Source organism: Gordonia sp. NPDC003425 (genome assembly GCF_053588635.1).
Map to the genome: position 1 here is coordinate 1 of NZ_JBSFQI010000010.1, position 18,662 is coordinate 18,662.

Sequence of the window (18,662 nt, forward strand, 5' to 3'; positions counted from 1 at the left end):
AGCCATGCGCAGAGAATAGCCGAAAACTAGAACACGTTCTACTACTCGAGTGAATGACGAGATCGCCGTGGCGCATCCGGATATCCGGTATCAAGGGGTGTGACCTCCGACAAGCTGCTCGAGCGGCCCCCGGCGCCCGCCGGGCGCCCGCGACCGCACCGCGTGGCCGCCGCCGTCGCGGGTGTGGTCGCCGTCGGTGCGGCACTCGCGGTGGGTGAACTGGCCGCCGTGCCCGTCTCGCCCAACGCTTCGCCCTACTTCGCGGTGGGTTCGACGGTGGTCGACCACACACCCACTGCCGTCCGGGAATGGGCGATCGGCACCTTCGGCACCTCCGACAAGACCGCGCTGTTCGTCGGGATGGGGGTGATCATCGTGGCGCTCGCGGCGGCGTGCGGCATCGTCGAACGACGGCGACCCCCGATCGGCAGCGTGGTGATCGCCGGGTTCGGGCTCGTCGGTGCGCTCGCCGCGTTCGGCCGCCCCGACGCGCGCTGGACCTTCGTCCTGCCGTCGCTGCTGGCCGGGTTCGTGGGGGTGGCGGTGCTGCGCACCCTGATCGCGCGACTCGACGACGACACAGGTGACGCACACGGCGCATCCGACTCCTCCGGCGAGCGCCGTTCGGCACCGGTGTCCCGCCGGTTCGTGCTCACCGCCGGCGGGATCGCGGCTGCCGCGCTCGTGGTGGGCGGGATCGGCCGTCGGCTGCTCGCCGACGCCGCGCGCACCGTCGCCGACCGCGCCGGCCTGCGCATCCCGGCACCCGCATCACCGGCACCGCCGATACCCGCCGGCGCCGACCTCGACGTCCCCGGCGCCACCCCGTTCGTCACCGACAACGCGTCCTTCTACCGCATCGACACCGCCCTGCAGGTGCCGCAGCTGACCACCGCCGACTGGTCGCTGCGGATTCACGGGATGGTCGACGAGGAGGTCACGATCAGCTGGGACGAGCTGCTCGCGATGCCGATGAGTGAGCGGCTGGTGACGCTGACGTGTGTCTCCAACGAGGTGGGCGGCGACCTCATCGGCAACGCACGCTGGCAGGGCGTCCCGATGAAGGCCCTGCTCGAACGCGCCGGTGTCCGCCCCGGCGCCGACATGCTGCTGTCGACGAGTTCGGACGGCTGGACGTGTGGCACCCCGGTGTCGGCGATCACCGACAACCGCGACGCGTTGCTGGCGATCGCGATGAACGGCGACCCGCTGCCCGTCGAACACGGTTTCCCGGTGCGCCAGGTGATCCCCGGCCTGTACGGCTACGTGTCGGCCACCAAGTGGGTCGTCGACTGGGAGTTGACGAAATTCTCCGACGCGCAGGCCTACTGGACCACCCGCGGCTGGTCGGCGCTGGGTCCGATCAAACTGGCCTCGAGGATCGACCGGCCCGCCGACGGCAGCGAACTGCGGGCCGGGCCCGTGATCGTCGCGGGGACCGCCTGGGCCCAGCACACCGGGATCTCCGCGGTGCAGGTGCGCATCGACGACGGCGCGTGGCAGCAGGCCGAGCTGGCCACCGAGTACAGCATCGACACGTGGCGGCAGTGGCGCTACACCTGGCAGGCCACCCCCGGCCGCCACACCGTGGAATGTCGCGCGTTCGACATGACGGGCAAGGCGCAGACCGAACAGTTCGCCTCCCCCATCCCCGACGGGGCCACCGGATTGGACTCGCGGACCTACACCGTGTCCTGACCGTTTGCCGGCACGGCCGGGCGGGTTGTGAGCAAGGCCATAGCTGTGATCTTGGCCCGGTGACGTCATGCTATGTTCATCGCACCGAATTTCAGACGGCGCGGTATTCGGGTGGCGATAGCCCCCGGGCTGCGCTCGACAGCGTCCGAGGAGCGTGATCGGCCCGAACACGGACCCGGTCATCGACGCGCAGACGCGAAACCCGACAGAGTGAGAAAAGAAGCGAAGACATGAGTGTGGGTGTCGTGCGCGAGACGGCCGATGGGGAGCGTCGCGTGGCGCTCGTCCCCAAGGTGGCCGCCGCGCTGGTAGGCAAGAAGGTCCCGGTGATCGTCGAATCGGGTGCGGGACTCGGGGCACTGATCCCCGACGACGCGTACACCGAGGCGGGCGCCACGATCGGCGATCCGTACACCGCCGATGTGGTGTTGCGGGTGTCGCCACCGTCGGATTCCGAGATCGCGCGGCTGCGCAGCGGGCAGAAGCTGATCGGCTTCCTCGCACCGCGTAACGCGGACAACAAGATCGGTGCATTGCGTGACGCCGGCGTGGAGGCCTACGCGGTGGAGGCCATCCCGCGTATCTCGCGCGCCCAGGTGATGGACGCGTTGAGTTCGCAGGCCAACGTCGCGGGCTACAAATCGGTGATCGTGGCCGCCGACCTGTCGACGCGGTTCTTCCCGATGCTCACCACCGCGGCCGGCACGGTCAAGCCCGCCACCGTCCTGGTGCTCGGCGTGGGCGTGGCCGGACTGCAGGCGCTGGCCACCGCGAAGCGCCTCGGCGCCCGCACCACCGGATACGACGTGCGGCCCGAGGTCGCCGAGCAGGTCCGGTCGGTGGGTGCGCAGTGGCTCGACCTCGGCATCGACGCCGCGGGTGAGGGCGGCTACGCACGCGAACTCACCGACGACGAGCGCGCCAAGCAGCAGCAGGCCCTCGAGGACGCCATCAAGGGATTCGACGTGGTGATCACCACCGCGCTGGTGCCCGGGCGTCCGGCGCCGCGGCTGGTCACCGCCGCCGCGGTGGAGGGCATGAAGCCGGGCAGCGTGGTGGTCGACCTGGCCGGCGAAACCGGCGGCAACTGCGAACTCACCGAGCCCGGGCAGACGGTGGTCAAACACGACGTGACCATCACCTCGCCACTGAACCTGCCGGCCACCATGCCCGAGCATTCCAGCGAGTTGTACTCCAAGAACCTGCTCGCGCTGATCGACCTGATGCTCGGCGACGACGGCGTGATAGCCCCGGACTTCGAGGACGAGGTCGTCGCGGCTGCGTGCGTGACCCTCCAGAAAGAGAGCGTGGCCTGATGTACACCGGTCTGCTCGCGAACATCGCGATCCTGGTTCTGGCCGGGTTTGTGGGATTCGCCGTCATCTCCAAGGTTCCCAACACCCTGCACACCCCACTCATGTCGGGTACCAACGCCATTCACGGCATCGTGGTGCTCGGCGCGCTGGTGGTGCTGGGTTCGCTTCCCGCAGATGCCAACTGGGGTACCCGGATCATCGCGTTCATCGCGCTGATCTTCGGCACGCTCAACGTGGTCGGCGGCTTCCTGGTGACCGACCGCATGCTCGGAATGTTCAAGGGTAAGAAGGAGTCCGCGAAGTGAGCGCCACTCTCGCCCCCACCGTGCTCGCGAGCGGTCCGACGGGACAGGTCAGCGAAGGACTCGGCTACGGCGTCACCGTCCTCTACATCGTCGCGTTCTCGCTGTTCATCTACGGCCTGATGGGCCTGACCGGCCCCAAGACCGCGGTGCGTGGCAACTGGATTGCGGCCACCGGTATGGGAATCGCGATCATCGCAACGCTTCTGGGCGTGTACAACAACGCCGGCGACGCCGGGGTGCCCGGCATCAACTGGATTCTCATCATCGTCGGCCTGGCCGTCGGTGTGGTGCTGGGCATCCCGCCCGCGCTCAAGACCAAGATGACCGCCATGCCGCAGCTGGTGGCGCTGTTCAACGGCGTCGGTGGTGGCACCGTCGCGTTGATCGCGTGGGCCGAGTACATCGAATCCGACGGCTTCACCAATGTGTGGCAGGTCCCCGACGTCGCGGTCATCGTCGGCTCACTGTTCGCCGCGATCATCGGCTCGGTCTCGTTCTGGGGTTCGCTCGTCGCGTTCGCGAAGCTGCAGGAACTGCTCAACAAGAACCTCGAGAAGCGACTCGTCGCCTCCGCCAAGCTCTTTCAGGCGGCCAACATCGTGCTGGCCATTGCCGCGGTCGTGATCGCCGTGATCATCGGACTCAAGGCCGATTCGTCCACGGCCACGCCGTGGTACTGGATCGTCGCGCTGTTGATCATCTCCGGCGTGATGGGACTGTTCGTGGTGTTCCCGATCGGCGGCGCCGACATGCCGGTGGTGATCTCGCTGCTCAACGCGCTCACCGGATTGTCCGCGGCCGCAGCAGGTCTCGCGCTGAACAACCAGGCCATGATCGTGGCGGGCATGATCGTCGGCGCGTCCGGTTCGATCCTGACCAACCTGATGGCCAAGGCGATGAACCGGTCGATCCCCGCGATCGTCTTCGGTTCCTTCGGTGGCGGCGACGAGGGCGGAGCCGGTGGCATGAGTGCCGCGGGTGGCACGGTCAAGGCCACCTCGGCGGCCGACGCCGCGATCCAGATGGCCTACGCCAACCAGGTGATCGTGGTGCCCGGTTACGGACTCGCCGTCGCGCAGGCCCAGCACGCGGTCAAGGAGATGGCGTCGCTGCTCGAGAGCAAGGGCGTCGAGGTGAAGTACGCCATCCACCCCGTCGCCGGACGCATGCCGGGACACATGAACGTGCTGCTGGCCGAGGCCGACGTGCCCTACGACTCGATGAAGGAGATGGACGACATCAACGGCGAATTCAGCCGCACCGACGTCGCCATCGTGATCGGCGCCAACGACGTGACCAATCCGGCCGCGCGCAACGATCCGAGTTCACCGATCCACGGCATGCCGATCCTCAACGTCGACGAGGCACGGTCGGTGATCGTGCTCAAGCGCTCGATGTCGTCCGGATATGCCGGTATCGAGAATCCGCTGTTCTTCGCCGACCACACCTCGATGCTGTTCGGGGACGCGAAGAAGTCGGTCGACAGCGTGGTGGAGGAACTCAAGGCGCTGTAGCGCCGCGTCGTAGCTGTTGGTCATGCGAGCCGTCGTTTCGCGCCGATCACACATCGATGCGGGTCATCGCCGGGGGTCGGGCCACCGGCGGGACTAGTGTGCTCAATCATGATCCGGTCGGTGTCGGCGCGTGTCCTCTTCGTCCTGGGCACCGTATGCCTGCTGGTGGGATTGCTGGCCGGCGTGGCCAATCGCGAGGCGGTCAACAGTGACCGATTCGCGGCGCACGTCGACTCGATGCGGCAGGAGCCGGCGGTGGCCCGGCAGTTGGGGCTGGTGGTCTCCGACAAGGTGATCGGGGCCTCGCCGGAACTCGTCGCGCTGCGGCCGCTGGTCGAGCAGGTGTCGATCTCGGCGGTGTCGAGTCCCGCCGCCGGACCTGCGGTACGTGCGGCCACCGCGTCGATCCATCGTTCGCTGACCACCGGCGACGCCAATGTGGTGCTGCGCCTGGCCGACCTGGGCGCGGTGACCGTTGCGGCGCTGCGCACGGTGAGACCCGATCTCGCCGCACGCCTTCCGGCCAACATGGATGCCACCCTGTCGTCGATCGGCGCGAGCAGCATCGACAACCGGCTGATCGCCGTGGCCCACTGGGTGCGGGTGTTGGCGTGGCTGCTGCCGCTGATCGGCGTGGTGCTGTTGCTCGGTGCGGCCTTTCTGCGCCCGCCGATCGGTGCCGGGCGCCACCGACGCCTGTCGACGATGGCGATCACTTTCGGCGACGCCGTGGTGTGGATGGCCGCGGGCCTGGTCGCGCTGATCCTCGCGGCCACCGTGATCGCCGCGTTCACCCCGACCGACGATCTGGCGAATGCCGTCGGGGTCGCGGTGGCATGAGGTGGACGGGCGGCTGTGGATCATCGCGGTGATCGCTCTCGTACTCGGGCTGGCCGTCCGCGCGGCGGGCACCATGAGTCCGGTCGCGGATCTCGAGGAGTTGCGCGAGCGACTGATCGACACCGTGGTTCGCCGCCCGCGCACGTTGTCGGCGATCGCCGCGCGCGGTGGTGTGCTGGTGCTGGTGGGTGTGCTCGCGGTACTGCGGCCGCAGGCGATGTTGACGTGTGCCGCGGCCGTGGCCGGGGTGGTGTTGCTGCTGTTCGGAGTCCGCGAACTCGTCTACGCCCTCGTCACACAGTCACGCACGAGTGCGAGTCGTCGCCGTGCGATGCGATTCGCCATCCCGTCGGTGGCGATCCTGGCGGTGATCGCGCTGGCCGCGCTGACCGGGGTGCTGGCGTGGTCGCAGGCCACGCCACCGTTGAGCCTGACCACGCGGGCCGACCCGGACGGGTGCAACGGGCACCGCGAACTGTGCGATCGCCGCTACACCGATGTGGCGTTCCCGGCGACGCACAACTCGATGTCGGCGCAGGACGGCAACGGCTGGTTCATCGCCGAGCAGAAGACCGGAGTGATGGGCCAGCTCGACGACGGTGTCCGGGTCTTCCTCATCGACAGCTGGTACGGACAGGTCTCCAACAAACCACCGATCGTGGCCAACACCGAGGACAGCCGCGCGCAGGCCTACGCCGCCGCGGAGGCGACCTACGGTCCCGGGGTTCTCGAAAGTGCGCTGCGGGTGCGTGATTCGCTGAATCTCACCCCTGTCGGGCCGGTACGGCCCTATCTGTGTCACGAACTGTGCGAGCTGGGGTCCACCGAGTGGTTGCCGTTGATGGTGAAGGTGCGGGAATGGATGGACCGGCATCCGCGCGAGGTCGTCACCTTCTTCGTCCAGGACATGGTGCGCCCCGCCGACGTGGAGACGATGCTGCGCGAGGCCGGCCTCTACGACATGCTCTACACCCCGGTGCCGGGAGAGCCGTGGCCGACGCTGCGCGAGATGATCGACTCGGGCCACCGGCTGGTCTGGCTCCACGAGAACGTCGGCGGCGGTCCGGAGCGCCCGTGGCTCCTCGACGGCAATACCTGGGTGCAGGACACCCCGTACGAGTTCCACACCGCAGAAGACTTCTCCTGCGCGCACTTTCGGGGAGCGCCGGATGCGCCGCTGTTCCTGGTGAATCACTGGTTGAGCAACTTCAGCACCCGAATCCGCGACGCCGGTGAGGTCAACCGCGAGGAAGTCTTGTTCAACCGGCTCGAACAGTGCCGCGCCGAGCGTGGCATGATCCCTAATTATGTTGCCGTGGACAATTATTCGATCGGTGACCTGTTCGCGTCGGTGGACCGCCTCAACGGGGTGGGCTGAGGCGGTTCACCGCTCCGGGCGGTGCGTTACCGACCCGACACCCGCTCGCGGCCCCGTTGTTGCCGCCACCGCCTACTGTTACGCGAGTGACTCGTGTGACGAGAGTGAAACGGTTCCGATACACCGCGGTGGCGGTGATCGCGGCCGCTGCCGTGGGCGGCGGGCTCGGTGCACTGCCCACCGTCGACCACATCCCGGTGCACACGACGGCCACCTCGATCGATCCGGCCTCGCTGTACAACTCGGCGCAGCAGAAGTTCGCCGGTGGCGACGTCGCCGGCGGACTCGACGTCCTCAAGCAGGCACTGACGGTGGCCCCCGCCGACGCCGACAGCCTTGCGCTGCAGGCGGTCTGGGCCGACCAGGCCGACGATTCCGGTACCAGCAAGGCGGCGCTGAGCCGCCTCACCATGATCAACCCGACGCTGGCCACCACCGCCCGCAACATCATCGAGGGTGTCACCGCAGCCGCCGCGATCGTGCCCGACACCACGCCCAAGTCCGTGTCCGGCAGCCCCGCCATCGTCATCCTCGGCTACGGCCTCGGCGCCGACGGGACGATGGCCCCCGAGCTCGTCAACCGGCTCACCGCGGGCAAGTCGCAGGCCGACGCGAGCCCCGCGTTGCCGATCGTGGTCACCGGGGGAGTGCCGAAGAAGGGGGTCACCGAGGCCGCCGCGATGCAGAAGTGGCTCGTCGCCAACGGGGTGGCCGGAAGCAGGATCACGCCCGAGGACAAGTCGGGTTCCACCGTCGCCAACGCCCAGAACACTGCCGCGATCCTCGCCTCGCGTGGCATCCGGGACATCGTCCTGGTGACCTCCCCGAACCATATCCGTCGCGGCGCAGCGGATTTCGCGGCAACCGGTCTGCGTGTGGTGGCCACTGTCACCACCGCCACCGACATCGGCAAATACACGAGCCCGCTCACCAGGGATCAGCAGAAGGGTATCCGCCTCGAGGCCACCCGGACCGGGAAGATCCCGGCCACCAAGCAATCGGGATTGCAGCTACCGCAGGACCTTCCGCAGAACCTGCCCGATACCGGACCCGGCCTCATCCCCGAGATCGGTGGCAAGATCCTGCAGCAGTTACTCGGGAGCGGATCGACGAGCTGAGTGACATCGGCCACAGCCCCTCGAGGTGCGCAGAAGCCCTCACAAACCAAACTCGGGGGCTGTGTCCAAGTCGTTACATAGGTACGTTCGTGCCATGTCGGCAACTACCGGGTTCTTTCCCCGTCCCAGTGACCTACTGAAGTACGACGTGCCCGCCTCCCTCGTGGTATTTCTTGTGGCACTGCCACTTTCGCTCGGGATAGCGGTCGCATCCGGCGCGCCCGTGATGGCCGGACTGATCGCCGCGGTGGTCGGTGGGGTGGTCGCAGGTCTCATCGGAGGTAGCCCACTGCAGGTGAGCGGACCGGCCGCGGGTCTGACGGTGGTGGTCGCGGGGCTCATCGCGGAATTCGGCTGGAAGACCACCTGCGCCATCACGGTGGGGGCGGGGATACTGCAGATCGTGTTCGGCGCGAGTCGAATTGCCGGCGCGGCACTGGCCATCGCCCCGGTGGTGGTCCACGCGATGCTCGCCGGTATCGGAATCACCATCGCCCTGCAGCAGATTCACGTGCTGCTGGGCGCGAGATCGGAGAGTTCGGCGGCCGAGAACCTCGGGGCGCTGCCCGGCAGCCTCGCCGACATCAACTGGGCCGACGCCGCGATCGGTGCCGTGGTGATCGTGCTGATGCTGACCTGGAAGTATCTGCCCCCATTGATCCGGAAGGTGCCGGCGCCGCTGGCGGCGATCGTCGCCGCCACGCTGTTGGCACTGGTGGCCGGGCTCGACGTCGATCGGGTCACCCTGAACGGCAACTTCTTCGAAGCCATCTCGCTGCCCGAACTCCCGAGCGGCGGCTGGGGTGCGTTCGCGTTGGGCGTCATCACCGTCGCACTGATCGCCAGCGTGGAGTCGCTGCTCTCGGCGGTCGCGGTGGACAAGTTGCATGACGGGCCGCGCAGCAACTTCAACCGCGAACTGCTCGGACAGGGCAGTGCCAACATCGTCTCGGGAATGATCGGTGGGCTACCGGTCACCGGGGTCATCGTGCGAAGCACCGCGAACGTCGCCGCCGGAGCGCGAACCCGCTGGTCGGCGGTCCTGCACGGTGTGTGGGTGTTCGTGTTCGCGGTGTTCCTGACCGGCCTCGTGGAACAGATTCCCACCGCCGCGCTGGCCGGACTCCTCGTGGTGATCGGCATGCAGCTGGTCAAGCTCGCGCACATGAGGACGGCGCTGCGCACCGGCGACCTCTGGGTGTACGGCGTCACCGTGGCGGGCGTGGTGTTCCTGAACCTGCTCGAAGGTGTGGCGATCGGCCTGACGTTGGCGGTGATCCTGGTGCTGTGGCGGGTGATCCGGGCCGACCTCCGGTCGCAACCGGTTGCCGGAACCGACGATTGGCTAATCCGCGTCCGCGGATCGTTGAGCTTCCTGTCGCTGCCGCGGCTGAATGCCGCCCTGCGCAAGGTGCCGCCGGAGGCCGACGTCACCGTCGAACTCGACACCGACTTCCTCGATCACGCGGCGTCGGAGATGCTCGAGGACTGGATGCGCGCGCATCGTGCGGCCGGTGGTGCGGTGACGTTGCGTGAGCGGGGTAAGGCCCGGCTCGAGCACGCGCCGCTTGCGCCGCCGCGCAGGCACACCGGCGGGGTGATCGGCCTGACCCCGTGGCGCAGCGCCCGCATCGACGTCGACGATTCCGGTGCCACCGAGGTGCCGCCACAGTTGCGGTCGATCATGTCCGGTGTGGCCGAGTATCACCGCGACCACTCGGATGTGTTGCGGGCACACCTCGACGATGTCGTGGAGTACCAGGAGCCGGATGCCTTCTTCCTCACCTGCGCCGACTCGCGGATCATGCCCAACATCATCACCTCGAGCGGCCCGGGTGACCTGTTCACCATGCGAAACGTCGGCAATGTGGTCGGTGGTCCGCGGGGAACCGCGGAAAGTGTCGACGCCGCACTGGATTTCGCTGTCGGCGAGCTCGGCGTGACCTCGGTGGTGGTGTGCGGTCATTCCGCGTGCGGCGCCATGCGTGCGCTGCTCAACGATTCGGTGGCATCCGGTGACGGGGCATCAGGTGACACATCGTCCGGTGAGGCGGGTGAGGGCCCGGTCTCGGCGGTCGACCGCTGGCTCTGGCAGGCACGCCCCTCGCTGGCCGCACTGCAACTGGGCCACCCGGCAGGCCGGGCCGCAGCCGCCATGGGCTTCAACGAGGTCGATCAGCTGGCGGTGGTCAACGTGGCCAAACAGGTCGAGAAACTCAGTCGCCACCCACTCGTGGGTCGGGCCGCGGCCGAGGCGCGGCTGCGGATCGTCGGCCTCTTCTTCGACATCGGCACCGCGCGTGTCCTCGAGGTCACCGCGCACGGCATCTGTCCGGCCGGTGGGGGACACCTCGTGTCGCCGGTGGCCGCGGGATCGCTCACAACCTGACCGACTCGCTCAGAACATGACCGAACGGAAGTGGGTGATCACCCGCTGACCGTCGAGGATGTGGAACGCGATCCCCGGGGGCTGGCCGCGGTTGATGATGTCCTTGCCCTCGAACGGCAGGTTCAGCGTCGACGCCACGCCCGGTGCCACGCACAGCGGGCGGTCGGCGAAGCGGGTGACCGCGGGGGTGTGCGCATGGCCGCACAGGAACGCGACGATGTTGGGGTGGCGTGCCACCAGCCCGGCCACCCGCTCCTCACCGGTCTGGCGGATGGTGTCCATGAACGGCATGTCGAGGATCACCGGGGGGTGATGGAACGCCACGAAGACCGGTGTCTCCGGTGGCACCTCGCCGATGCGTTCGGACATCCAGGCGATGGTGGCGTCGTCGATGAAACCGTCGTTGCGGTCGGGGATGGAGCTGTCGACCACCACGAACAGCACCCCGTCGATCAGTCGTGAGGCGTTGATCGGCTCCGACGACTCCGCGCCCAGCAGTCCCTGGCTGAATGTCTCGCGCACATCGTGGTTGCCCGCGGTGATCAGCATCGGCAACGGGCTGTCGAGCACCAGGCCCGCCTCGCGATACTCGCTCGGCGAGCCCTCGTCGGCGATGTCCCCGGTGACCAGCAGCGCGTTGATACCGTCGGCACGCGCGTTGATGTAGCTCAGCGTCGACTCGATGCGGGCACGGTTGAACCGCGTTCCATTGAAGTGGAGGTCGCTGATGTGGGCGACGACGAACAAGGGCTCTCCTGAGATCGGCTCACCTGAGGCTAGCCAAGGGTGATCGCGTGCGCTCACCCGATGGTGTTCGCGAGTAGCTTGCGCAGCTCGCGGTAGTGGTATTCCGCGGCGTCGTGGTTGTAGGCGTCGGTGTCGGCCATCGTGTATCCGTGCGGTGCGCCCGGGTAGACCGTGGCGATGTGGGTGACCCCGGATTCGATCAGCGCATGCTCGAACCGGGCGATCGCCTCCGCGGGCATCGAGCGGTCCCGGTCGGCGTGCACGGCGAGCAGGGTCGCCGACACGGTGCCCAGCCACAGGTGCGGACTCTGCGGAGAATCGATCACCAGTCCACCGGTGTGGAACAGCGCGACCGCGGCCACGTCGTCGGGCCGGGTGGCCGCGGCGAGCAGGGCCAGCCGCCCGCCGGCACAGTAACCGGTCACGGCGATCGGTCCCGGTGCCACCTTCTGCAGTGCGTCGATGTACGCGGAGAGGTCGGGCGTGACCACCTCCGGTGTCAGCGCCCGCATCCGCGGCAGGGCGACCGCGAAGAAGGCATCACGGCTCTGCGCATCGAGCAGATCGTCCTCGGGCGCCAGCTCGTCGGCCGAGCCGTCACGGTAGAACAGGTGCGGCACCAGCACGGTGTAGCCCCACGACGCGATACGGTCGGCCATCTTGCGGGTCTGTGCGCGTAACCCGATCGCGTCGACGATGAACAACACTCCCGGATGGGTGTCGCCGCTGCGTGTTTCGGGTGGTCGCGTCAGATAGGCCTCGGCGGTGCCGTCGGGCGTCGGTACCTCGATCGTCTCGCCGCTGATCGTGGTCATCGGACCTCCTTCATCGGGGGTGACACTGCTGGGGGCTACGGGGTGTCATAGGTCGCCGGGGAGTTTGTCGCGGCGGATACCCCGCCAGCTGGGGTGTCGCAGATGGCCGGTGCTGGTCCAGTCCATGAACCGCACCTCGCCCACGATCTTGGGCAGCACCCAGATGGCGGTGGATTCCACCGGCCGGTCGAGTTTGTCCAGAAAGGGACTCCGCGAGATCCGGAGGGGTTCGAGTTCACCGGCGAGCGAGGTGAGCTGGGCGTCGGTGAAGCCGGTACCCACCCGGCCCACGTAGCGCAGCCCGGTCTCCTCCGGCAGCCCGAGGAGCAGTGAGCCGATCGTGCCCGCACGGTTGCCGCGGCCGAGGCGGTAGCCGCCGACCACCACCTCGATGTCGCTCCAGTTCTTGTGTTTGAGCCAGGAACTACTGCGTCGTCCCTGCTGATAGACCGACGAGCGGCGTTTGGCCACCACCCCTTCCATGCCGTGTTCGCGGCTGAACTCGACGGCTTTGGCACCCGGTCCGGGAAGCAGCGCGGGGATCTCCACGTGCTGTGAGCGTTTGAACGCCGGTGCGAGTTCGTCGAGCAGTGCCCGGCGCTGCGACCACGGTTTGCGCAGCAGCGACGTGCCGTTGAGGTAGAGGATGTCGAACAGGTAGAGCTTGAGTTCGTACGGCTCGTCGGTGTTGTTGCGTGCGGTCAGGAGTGTGAAGTTGGTGCGGCCGGTGGCGTCGAGCGCCACCACCTCGCCGTCGAGGACCACGTCGATCAAACCCAGATCGTCTGTGATGGAACGTAATTCGGGAAAGTCGGCGGTCATGTCGATGCCCGAGCGGGAGGTGAGGGCGAACTCGCCGCCGATCCAGCGCACCAGGATGCGATAGCCGTCCCATTTGCCCTCGAACGCCCAGTCGCGTCCGTCGAGCCCGTCCACCGGCTCGTCGGTGGCCAGCATCGGCCGGGGATGGCGCAGGCTGTCGGGCAGGATGGGCCGCGGTTCGTCGCTCATCAGATGGGCGAGCCAGTTCTTGTTCCCGGTCTTGATCAGCGCGTAGCGTCCCTGCACCCGCTGCCCGTGCAGCCGGACGATGATCTCGTTGTCGCGCCACTTCTCGGTCTCATAGGTGCCGCGGTCCCAGATGTCCACGTGCCCGCCGCCGTACTCGCCGGCCGGGATGTCGCCGGCGAAGTCGGCGTAGGCCAGGGGGTGATCCTCGGTCTGTACGGCCAACCGGTTCTGGTCGGGGTCGATGGGCAGATTCTTCGGCACCGCCCACGACACCAGCACCCCGTCGCGTTCGAGCCGGAAGTCGTAGTGCAGGCGCCGCGCATGGTGTTCCTGGATCACGAAGACGGGCGCCGCGGAAGCCGCGCTCGGCTCGGTGTCGTCACCGAACGGTTCCGGTGTCCTCGATTCGTCCCGTTTGCGGCGATACTCGCCCAGGTCGATCACGCCGATCGGCTCGGACGCGACGTCAGCCGCCGCGGGCGTGGGATCGTCGAGACCGGCCAGCAGGTCGCCGTGGGTGGTCACCCGCTCGAGCACCTCGGGGTAGAGCAGCTGGGCCAGGTGGGGTTCGGCGAGCTCGTCCCAGGTCCGCGGCGCGGCGACCCACGGCTGCGCGCGTCCGCGCAGCGAGTAGGGGGCCAGGGTGGTCTTCGACGCACTGTTCTGACTCCAGTCGATGAACACCCGACCTTCACGCACCGATTTCGACATCGTCGCGGTGACCATGTCGGGATGAGCGGCGGCCAGCGCCGTGGCGATCTCCTTGGCCACCGCACGGGCGGAGTCGGGTGCCACCGGCCGCTCGAAACGGGCGTAGACGTGAATCCCCTTGCCGCCGCTGGTGACCGGATAGGAATCCAGACCGGCGGCCGACAGCATGTCGCGGATCCGCAGTGCCACCTCCGCGCACCGCTCCAGCGTCACCGACGGCCCGGGATCGAGGTCGAGGACCAGGCGGTTGGCCCGGATGCCGTCGATCCCCTTGGCGCCGCTCGACTTTCCGGGTCTGCGACCCGAGTGCGTCTGCGCGGTGTCCTCAGCGGGCACCAGCCATTGCGGCGTATGCAGTTCCAGCGCCGCCATCTGCGCCAGCCACACCAGCGTCGCCGCCGAATCGGCCATGACGTAGGTGATGGGCCGTTCGCTGTGTTCCACCCGGAAGCGCGGCACCCAGTCGGGTGCGCCCGCGGGCAGGTCCTTCTCGAAGAACGGTGTGGACTCCACCCCGTTGGGCCAGCGTTTGCGGGTGATCAGGCGTCGCTTCAGGTGCGGCAGCATCACCGGCGCGATCCGCGCGTAGTAGTCGACGACGTCGACCTTGCGGGTGGCCCCGTGAACACCGGACTCGGCGGGATAGAGCACCTTCGACAGATTTGTCAGGGAGACCGACCGGCCGTCGATCTCCAGACTCTGTTCGGGCGCCATGACTCCATTGTGCCCAGGTTGAGAGCCACCGATTGTGGCGTTGCGTGAGTTCAGGGTGACCACAATCGGGCTGCGCGGATGGCACAATGGGGCGCATGCGCTCGATCTGGAAGGGCGATCTGAGCTTTGGTCTGGTCAACGTGCCGGTCAAGGTGTACTCGGCCACGGAAAGCCACGACCGCAAGTCCTATCAGGTCGACTCCTCCGACGGCACCAGGATTCGATATCGGCGGGTGCGAGAGGGCACCGACATCGAGGTCGATTTCGGCGACATCGCCAACGCCTACGAATCCGAGGAGGGCCGGCCGGTCATCCTCACCAAGGACGATCTCGCGACCCTTCCGGTGCAGAAGAGTCCGGAGATCTCGATCCTCGAGTTCGTGCCGATCGACCAGGTGGATCCGATCTTCTTCGACAAGCCCTACTATCTCGAACCGTCGTCGAAATCCCCCAAGGCGTATGTGCTGCTCGCCAAGGCGCTGCAGGAGACCGAGCGGCTGGCGATCGCCTCGTTCACCCTGCGCAACCGCACGCGGATGGCCGCATTGCGCGTCACCGGACGTGGTGTGATGACCCTGCAGACGCTGCTGTGGCCCGACGAGGTGCGTAAACCCGATTTCGGCTTCCTCGACGAGGACGTCCCGATCCGCGACCAGGAATTGAAAATGGCGTCGTCGCTGATCGATTCGATGGCCACCGACTACGACCCCACCGAGTTCTCCGACACCTATCAGGAGGAACTGGCCAAGCTGATCGAGGCCAAGGCCGACGGGTCGCAGGCATTCCCCGAGGAGGCCGAGACACCGGCATCCGACGACGATTCCGAGGTCGCCGATCTCCTTGCCGCGCTACGTGCTTCGGTGAAGGATCGCGGGGGCTCGTCGGACAGCGGCGACGCGTCCGACGAGGACGAGTCGACGGCCGCGAAGACGACCGGCCGGAAAGCACCGGCCAAGAAGGCCGCCGCAAAGAAGGCTCCGGCGAAGAAGACGGCAGCAAAGAAGGCCCCGGCGAAAAAGGCGGCCGCGAAGAAGCGGGCGGCGAGTTGACGGCCAAAACCGCTGGCTGAGGACCCGGCCGCTGCGGCATGCTCTGTGAGTGACCGTGTCGACCCCCGCCACCCGCCTGCCGCGCGCCCTGCGCCCGCTGGCCGATGGCACCTTCCGCCGGCTGGTCACCGGACTGATCCTGGCGATGTTCGCCGACGGCGTCTGGACCATCGCGCTGGTGTGGCAGGTGATCGCGCTGGGCGGCGGGCCCGGGCAGGTGGCGTGGGCGTCGGGTGTCTCGGCGGTGGGCATGGTGGTGTCCACGCTCGCCGGTGGCGTGCTCGCCGACCGGGTGTCGCAACGCTCCATCATCATCGGCCTGGAGATCGTCAAGATGCTGGCCTTCGGCGCGGCCGGTGTCGCGTCGATGCTCGGGGTGCTGACATTGCCGGCTGTGGTGGTGGTCGCCCTGCTCGGCGGGGTGACCGTCGGCATGTACTACCCGGCTTACTCGGCGTTGCTGCCGCGCGTGGTGGCGGCGCGAGACCTGCAGGCCGCCAACGGAATCGAAGGTTTCGCACGGCCCGTGGTGTATCAGGCGCTGGGTCCGTTGAGCGCCGGCCTCATCATCGCGGCCACGGCGCCGGGTCCGGCCATCGTGCTCGCCGCGGTGGCCAGCATCGCCTCGGGCGCCTGCTATCTGACGATGCCGCCGCTACCGCCGCGCGCGCGTGCGGTGATCCTGGGCAATCCGGTGCGTTCGGTGGTCTCCGACCTCGCCGAGGGTTTCGGGTACGTCTGGCGGACCCCGTGGCTGTGGGCGACGCTGGCCTTCGCCACGATCCTGGTGCTCGCCACGATGGGACCGCTGGAGGTGCTGGTGCCCTTCGCGTTGCGCGAACGCGTGCATGGTGGCGCCGAAGACCACGCGCTGGTGCTGGCGGCCTACGGCGGGGGTGCCGCGATCGGCGCGGCGTACTTCGCCTCCATCCGGATGCCGCGCCGGTACCTGTCGATCATGTTCGTGATCTGGGGTCTGTCGAGCCTGTCGCTGGTGGTCATGGGCGTGGCGGCGCACACGTGGCTGTTCATCGTCGCCGGTGCGCTGCTCGGATTCGGATTCGACGCCCCGTCGGTGCTGTGGGGCACGTTGCTGCAGCGCCGGGTCCCGCCCGCGCTGCTGGGGCGGGTCGCGAGCCTCGACTTCTTCGTGGCGGTGGTGCTGATGCCGGTGTCGATGGCCATTGCCGCGCCGCTGAGTCAGGCGATCGGACTCACCGCCACCTTCGTCCTCGGCGGTATCCTGCCGGTACCGGTCGCGGCCGCCTGCTACCTGGCGGCACGGCTCTGGCGCGACGAGGTCGCCCATCCGCTGCGCGACGAGGTACACATGACGACGCTTGCCGACGATCGGAGTTGACCCGCCGTGCGCCATGAGATCGTCACGCTTGCCGCGGCCGCTTCGTGGCGTACCCCGGTGGTGTTGTGGCAGGGCCTGCGGGCACGCCGGGTGGTGATACGGCTGCCGCAGGCCGCCGGTGACCACGGTGTGATCGCGGAGCCGGCGAGCGGTCGGCGGACCCGCGTGGTGGTCCTCGGCGACAGCCTCGCCGGCGGGGTGGGCGTGACTCACCATGAGACGACGCTGGCCGGTGGCGTGGCCACCCGCATCGCCCGTCGAACGGGTGGACCGGTGGCCTGGCAGGTGCTGGCGCGGACGGGATACACCGCCCGCGAGACCATCTCGCTGATCGACGCGGACGTGCTGGGCGCCGCCGATGTGGTGGTGGTGTCGGTGGGTGCCAACGACACCAAGAACATGCACTCGGCGGCCCGCTGGCGGACCGACCTGACCGCGCTCCTCGACGAGGTGAGTGCGGCCGCTCCGTCGGCGCGCGTCGTGTTGCTTCCGGTTCCGATCCTGCAGATGTGTCCCGCGCTTCCGCCGGCGCTCGCACGGGTACTCGGCTCCCGGGCGGCACACTTCGACGCGATCGCCGACGATGTGTCCGCAGCCTATCCCGCGGTGTACCGGTTCGACCGCTTCGTACCGCCGGGCGACGATCTGTTCGCGGCGGACGGCTTTCACCCGTCGGCGACGTTTCACGCCATCTACGCCGATCAGATCGAGTCGGCGCTGTTCGCTCACCGGCCTTGACGCACAACGACTCTCGTCGCACACGTCAGCGCAGGTGCACCAGGGCCCGGTCGGTGGCCTCGACGATCAGATCGGTGAGTGCCGACAGCAACGCCGACCCCAGTGTCCAGTACTGCCAGTAGAGCGGGACGTCGACGGTCATCTCGGTGAACCGGATCACCTCGCCCGCCGCCAACGCGTCCCCTGCTTGCGCGAGTGGCACTGCACCCCAACCGATTCCGGCCTCCACTGCGCGGTGGTACTCGGCGGATGCGGGGATGTACACGGTCGGCGGTGTGGGCGTGGGCGAGGTCAGACGTTCCAGCACGGACTGTTGCACCCGGTCGTTGCGGTCGAACACCACCATCGGGGCTCGTGCCAGCGCTGCGGCGGTGGGACCCTCGGGCATCCAGGTGTGCAGGAACTCCGGGGTGGCCACCGGCAGATACCGCATCGCGCCGAGTGCTCGCACCGTGGTCCCGCGCACGGGTACCGGGTCGGAGGTGATCGCGCCCATCACGTCACCGGTCTTGAGGAGTTGCGCGTTGAGCGCTTCGTCGTCGCGCAGCACCTCCACCGCCACCGGGTGCTCGCGGTGGAACCGGGCCAGCGGCGGCATCAGCCAGGTGGCCAGTGAGTCGGCGTTGACGGCGATCGGCAGGACCACCCGCGGCAGGTCGGCGAGCGCCGTGCCGGTGTCACCAGCCGGGGCGGCGCCGGTCAGTTCGACGTCGGCCTCCGCGGCGAGCAACTCCCACTGCCGCGCCAACCGGAGCAGTACCTCGCCGTCGCGGGTGGCGGTGATCGGCTTGGTCCGGCGCACCAGCACCCGGCCCACCGCGGTCTCCATCGCCTTGATGCGCTGACTCACCGCCGACGGAGTCACGTGCAGCCGGTCGGCAGCGGCCTCGAAGGTGCCCGCGTCGAGCACCGCGGTGAGCGTGAGAAGACCGTCGCGACCCAAATCCACATAAGACAGT

At 68.2% G+C, this 18,662-nt stretch carries 15 protein-coding genes; 11 read left to right on the top strand and 4 right to left on the bottom strand.

Annotated elements, in window-relative coordinates:
- Positions 1 to 99: 99 nt before the first annotated feature.
- The 8 genes from ACWDTD_RS13255 to ACWDTD_RS13290 all read left to right on the top strand — a co-directional run bounded on the left by ACWDTD_RS13255 (position 100) and on the right by ACWDTD_RS13290 (position 10,558).
- Positions 100 to 1,698 carry a molybdopterin-dependent oxidoreductase gene (locus ACWDTD_RS13255; RefSeq protein ID WP_449747577.1) on the top strand — a complete coding sequence of 533 codons (1,599 nt, stop codon included), beginning with the start codon at positions 100 to 102 and terminating at the stop codon, positions 1,696 to 1,698.
- Positions 1,699 to 1,928: 230 nt separating this feature from the next.
- A complete protein-coding gene (locus ACWDTD_RS13260; RefSeq protein ID WP_449747578.1) occupies positions 1,929 to 3,014 on the top strand; it encodes a Re/Si-specific NAD(P)(+) transhydrogenase subunit alpha in 1,086 nt (361 codons plus the stop codon).
- Positions 3,014 to 3,319, top strand: coding sequence for an NAD(P) transhydrogenase subunit alpha (locus ACWDTD_RS13265; protein WP_449747579.1), 306 nt, complete (start codon positions 3,014 to 3,016; stop codon positions 3,317 to 3,319). The genes ACWDTD_RS13260 and ACWDTD_RS13265 overlap by 1 nt, the downstream gene beginning before the upstream one ends.
- Entirely contained in the window at positions 3,316 to 4,833 is a 1,518-nt protein-coding gene (locus ACWDTD_RS13270; protein WP_449747580.1) for an NAD(P)(+) transhydrogenase (Re/Si-specific) subunit beta, read from the top strand. Before ACWDTD_RS13265 ends, ACWDTD_RS13270 begins: the two co-directional genes overlap by 4 nt.
- 120 nt (positions 4,834 to 4,953) lie before the next feature.
- Complete coding sequence (locus ACWDTD_RS13275) at positions 4,954 to 5,673, top strand: hypothetical protein (protein WP_449747581.1); 720 nt, start codon at positions 4,954 to 4,956, stop codon at positions 5,671 to 5,673.
- Positions 5,648 to 7,051: a hypothetical protein gene (locus tag ACWDTD_RS13280; protein WP_449747582.1), complete on the top strand. Its 1,404-nt coding sequence runs from the start codon at positions 5,648 to 5,650 to the stop codon at positions 7,049 to 7,051. Before ACWDTD_RS13275 ends, ACWDTD_RS13280 begins: the two co-directional genes overlap by 26 nt.
- 95 nt (positions 7,052 to 7,146) lie before the next feature.
- Positions 7,147 to 8,169, top strand: a complete 1,023-nt coding sequence (locus ACWDTD_RS13285) for a YdcF family protein (protein ID WP_449747697.1) — start codon at positions 7,147 to 7,149, stop codon at positions 8,167 to 8,169.
- 94 nt (positions 8,170 to 8,263) lie between these two features.
- Positions 8,264 to 10,558, top strand: a complete 2,295-nt coding sequence (locus ACWDTD_RS13290) for a SulP family inorganic anion transporter (RefSeq protein WP_449747583.1) — start codon at positions 8,264 to 8,266, stop codon at positions 10,556 to 10,558.
- Between the two features lie 9 nt (positions 10,559 to 10,567).
- Here the strand turns inward: ACWDTD_RS13290 and ACWDTD_RS13295 are convergent, their stop codons facing one another.
- The 3 genes from ACWDTD_RS13295 to ACWDTD_RS13305 are packed head-to-tail and all read right to left on the bottom strand — an operon-like array spanning position 10,568 to position 14,556.
- Entirely contained in the window at positions 10,568 to 11,305 is a 738-nt protein-coding gene (locus tag ACWDTD_RS13295; RefSeq protein WP_449747584.1) for a metallophosphoesterase family protein, read from the bottom strand.
- A 53-nt stretch (positions 11,306 to 11,358) separates the two neighbouring features.
- Complete coding sequence (locus ACWDTD_RS13300; RefSeq protein ID WP_449747585.1) at positions 11,359 to 12,120, bottom strand: dienelactone hydrolase family protein; 762 nt, start codon at positions 12,118 to 12,120, stop codon at positions 11,359 to 11,361.
- Between the two features lie 45 nt (positions 12,121 to 12,165).
- The gene (locus tag ACWDTD_RS13305; RefSeq protein ID WP_449747586.1) at positions 12,166 to 14,556 is read right to left on the bottom strand and encodes an ATP-dependent DNA ligase; all 2,391 of its coding nucleotides are present in this window, start codon (positions 14,554 to 14,556) and stop codon (positions 12,166 to 12,168) included.
- A gap of 95 nt (positions 14,557 to 14,651) precedes the next feature.
- On the opposite strand from ACWDTD_RS13305, the gene ku reads away from it, so the two are divergent.
- From ku to ACWDTD_RS13320, 3 genes are read left to right on the top strand one after another with little or no spacing between them, the layout of a single operon-like run.
- A complete protein-coding gene (gene ku / locus ACWDTD_RS13310) occupies positions 14,652 to 15,605 on the top strand; it encodes a non-homologous end joining protein Ku (protein WP_449747587.1) in 954 nt (317 codons plus the stop codon).
- Between the two features lie 55 nt (positions 15,606 to 15,660).
- Positions 15,661 to 16,965, top strand: a complete 1,305-nt coding sequence (locus tag ACWDTD_RS13315; protein ID WP_449747698.1) for an MFS transporter — start codon at positions 15,661 to 15,663, stop codon at positions 16,963 to 16,965.
- 6 nt (positions 16,966 to 16,971) lie between these two features.
- Entirely contained in the window at positions 16,972 to 17,703 is a 732-nt protein-coding gene (locus tag ACWDTD_RS13320) for an SGNH/GDSL hydrolase family protein (RefSeq protein WP_449747588.1), read from the top strand.
- 25 nt (positions 17,704 to 17,728) lie between these two features.
- Here the strand turns inward: ACWDTD_RS13320 and ACWDTD_RS13325 are convergent, their stop codons facing one another.
- Positions 17,729 to 18,652, bottom strand: a complete 924-nt coding sequence (locus ACWDTD_RS13325; RefSeq protein ID WP_449747589.1) for a LysR family transcriptional regulator ArgP — start codon at positions 18,650 to 18,652, stop codon at positions 17,729 to 17,731.
- Positions 18,653 to 18,662 lie beyond the last annotated feature (10 nt).

Bases quoted from the DNA above. Each gene is read 5' to 3' on its own strand.
- ACWDTD_RS13260 (WP_449747578.1), top strand. From the start codon at position 1,929: ATGAGTGTGGGTGTCGTGCGCGAGACGGCCGATGGGGAGCGTCGCGTG.
- ACWDTD_RS13290 (WP_449747583.1), top strand. From the start codon at position 8,264: ATGTCGGCAACTACCGGGTTCTTTCCCCGTCCCAGTGACCTACTGAAG.
- ACWDTD_RS13265 (WP_449747579.1), top strand. From the start codon at position 3,014: ATGTACACCGGTCTGCTCGCGAACATCGCGATCCTGGTTCTGGCCGGG.
- ACWDTD_RS13305 (WP_449747586.1), bottom strand. From the start codon at position 14,556: ATGGCGCCCGAACAGAGTCTGGAGATCGACGGCCGGTCGGTCTCCCTG.
- ACWDTD_RS13300 (WP_449747585.1), bottom strand. From the start codon at position 12,120: ATGACCACGATCAGCGGCGAGACGATCGAGGTACCGACGCCCGACGGC.
- ku (WP_449747587.1), top strand. From the start codon at position 14,652: ATGCGCTCGATCTGGAAGGGCGATCTGAGCTTTGGTCTGGTCAACGTG.
- ACWDTD_RS13280 (WP_449747582.1), top strand. From the start codon at position 5,648: ATGCCGTCGGGGTCGCGGTGGCATGAGGTGGACGGGCGGCTGTGGATC.